Annotated in this window: 3 protein-coding genes; all 3 read left to right on the top strand. The window is 56.5% G+C overall.

The genetic code is table 11. The features are described from left to right. A partial coding sequence (locus tag INT22_RS11450; RefSeq protein WP_226912647.1) for a hypothetical protein occupies window positions 1–1,089 on the top strand: 1,089 nt, incomplete at its 5' end. Window positions 1,090–1,188: 99 nt separating this feature from the next. Beyond that, a complete protein-coding gene (locus INT22_RS11445) occupies window positions 1,189–1,818 on the top strand; it encodes a hypothetical protein (RefSeq protein ID WP_193068249.1) in 630 nt (209 codons plus the stop codon). After that, window positions 1,818–2,105, top strand: coding sequence for a hypothetical protein (locus tag INT22_RS11440; RefSeq protein WP_193068248.1), 288 nt, complete (start codon window positions 1,818–1,820; stop codon window positions 2,103–2,105). Before INT22_RS11445 ends, INT22_RS11440 begins: the two co-directional genes overlap by 1 nt. Window positions 2,106–2,191: the final 86 nt, after the last annotated feature.

The raw sequence follows: 2,191 nt of genomic DNA, 5'->3' as shown, positions 1-2,191 counted from the left end.
GTCCATCGTTACTGGGCAAGATCAGAAAGCGTCAGAAAAGACGTTCAGGCCCAAGCCGCGATTACCCAAGAGTTTGGGTCGCGGGCGAGCAAGGAATGGGGGGATTATGCCAGCCAACAGGAAGCCCAGTTATGGCGTGAGGCACAAAACGCCAGTGATCCTGAAACGCTGCTCAAAGAAGCATCACGTTGGGCGGAAGGCGGCGCTTACCGCACCTCGGGCCATACGCTGCTCGGCCTGGCCGGTGGCGGTGTGGACGGAGCGACGGGAGCACTGACCAGTTCAGTGCTCATGGCAGAAGTAGAACGTCTCACGGATGAGTTGAATCTACCGGGCGAGGCGCGCCAAGGGCTTGAATCGCTCACCGCGACCCTGGCCGGTGCAGCGACAGGCGGCACCCAGGGGGGCGCGATGGCGTTCAATCTTGATGCCAATAACCGCCAGCTACACAGCTTCGAACAATCCTTGGCGGAAGAGCTAGCCGAAGGCAGCGAGTACACGCCAGAGCAGATCGCCGATGCCCTCAGGGCCATGCATAACGATGAGTTGGAAGAAAGCCCCGGCTCCAACCTTATCGTCGACTTACAAGACGAAGACGCCGTTGATGACACCTACTTCGATTATGGCGGTGAGTGGATCGGGACAGACGGCGAAGACAACACCATGCGCTATCTGATTCAGATGATACCGGAGAACACGCCGCCTGAGCTGATCAGCTACATCATCGAACAGACGGGTGGGGAAGGCTCGCCCTATCGGGCACCTATCTATCAGCTACCCCCGGAAGAGGCAGCCCCTGGTCAGCCGCGAGATCGCCTAACGGGTCGACCGCTGGATGAAGAAGGCCGTTATACGGTCAGCTATGTGGTGGATGGAAAAATCCATCACGTGAAGCATTTTTCATGCGGAACGCCAGAATGTAACGCTCAGGGTGCCAACGTTGATTACAGCGATCCTGCTGCGCAGGCATGGGAGAGGGCTGTGGATGCCAAGGCGTTGGATGATGCTAGCAGGGCTATGACAGCTGGGGTAGTAATGACGCCGGTTGGTGCTTTAGGGCAAGGGCTTGCTATATCGGGGAGTGTCTGAGCTGATCAGCTACATCATCGAACAGACGGGGGGGAAGGCTCACCGTATCGGGCATGGGAGCCGTCAACCTCATCGGCCTATCCAGCGCGTGAAAAGATATTGCAATACCCCTATGGCGTTGCCCAGGCGGCAGGCCTTCCTTACAACCTGAACGATACGGACACCAGAACACTTGAGCAGATGAAAGAGGATCAGGACTCCTTCAGCCGAGGCATGGCCAGTATGGCGGCAATACCTGTGATGGCACCCTATACTGCCGCCACAATGGCCTTTCGCGGTGCGGCCGGGCTCTTTGCCACCGGGGCGGGCTTCGATGCGGCGGGTCAGATGGTGCAAGGCGGGGAGTATCGCCCAGGCCAAACCCTGGCGGCGGGCAGCACAGCACTGGTATACGGGCCACTGGCCGGGCGAAATCCCTGGGGAAATGCCGCCGTGGGCGGGGCAGCAGGGGGCTCGCTGACCTCAGTAACCAACTGGCTTTATGATGAGGATAAGTCGATACCGCTAAGTACTGTCTTGGGTGCGGGAACAGCTGGGGGAGGTACAGTGCTGGGTGAGTTTATAAAGCGAGACTCCAGTCGGTTAGCCTCACCCTATCTGCAGATGCCGGCAGCCTTCGGTGTCTCATTGCCCAATAAAGATGCCGTCTCGAAAGCAACTGAAACGACCATCAGCAATTTGCCATCATTTATTTCCTTGCCAGATGCCAATGACAAGGAGGGGCGGTAATGCAGAGCAATGATGAGTATTTCAAATGGTCATCATTTGCCAAGCGGCAGGCCAAGTTGACATTGGTTGTCGCGACTTTAGTTCTATTTCTATGGAACAGCGTGGCTATTGGAGAGTGGGCTTATGCGTTGTTCGGTGGTGAGTTAAGAGGTTATGGCCCACCGGAGCAGCGTTGGCATCGTGTGTTGGCAATGGGATTTGTGGGCATGTATATCCTTGGTACGGTGCTTGGCATTATCAATATGTGGCGATATCGGAAGTACCCAGAACTCTACGATGATAAATAGAGCGTGTCGTCAGGACCCGTGACCGAGTCACGCCAAGCAATAACACCATCACCCTACGCAGCAACACGGACGTTGCTGCATTGATT

It is taken from the genome of Halomonas sp. 3D7M (genome assembly GCF_014897885.1).
In the GTDB taxonomy this organism is placed as follows: Bacteria; Pseudomonadota; Gammaproteobacteria; order Pseudomonadales; family Halomonadaceae; genus Vreelandella.
This window is presented reverse-complemented; position numbering and strand designations above follow the sequence as displayed.

Bases quoted from the DNA above. Each gene is read 5' to 3' on its own strand.
- INT22_RS11440 (WP_193068248.1), top strand. From the start codon at position 1,818: ATGCAGAGCAATGATGAGTATTTCAAATGGTCATCATTTGCCAAGCGG.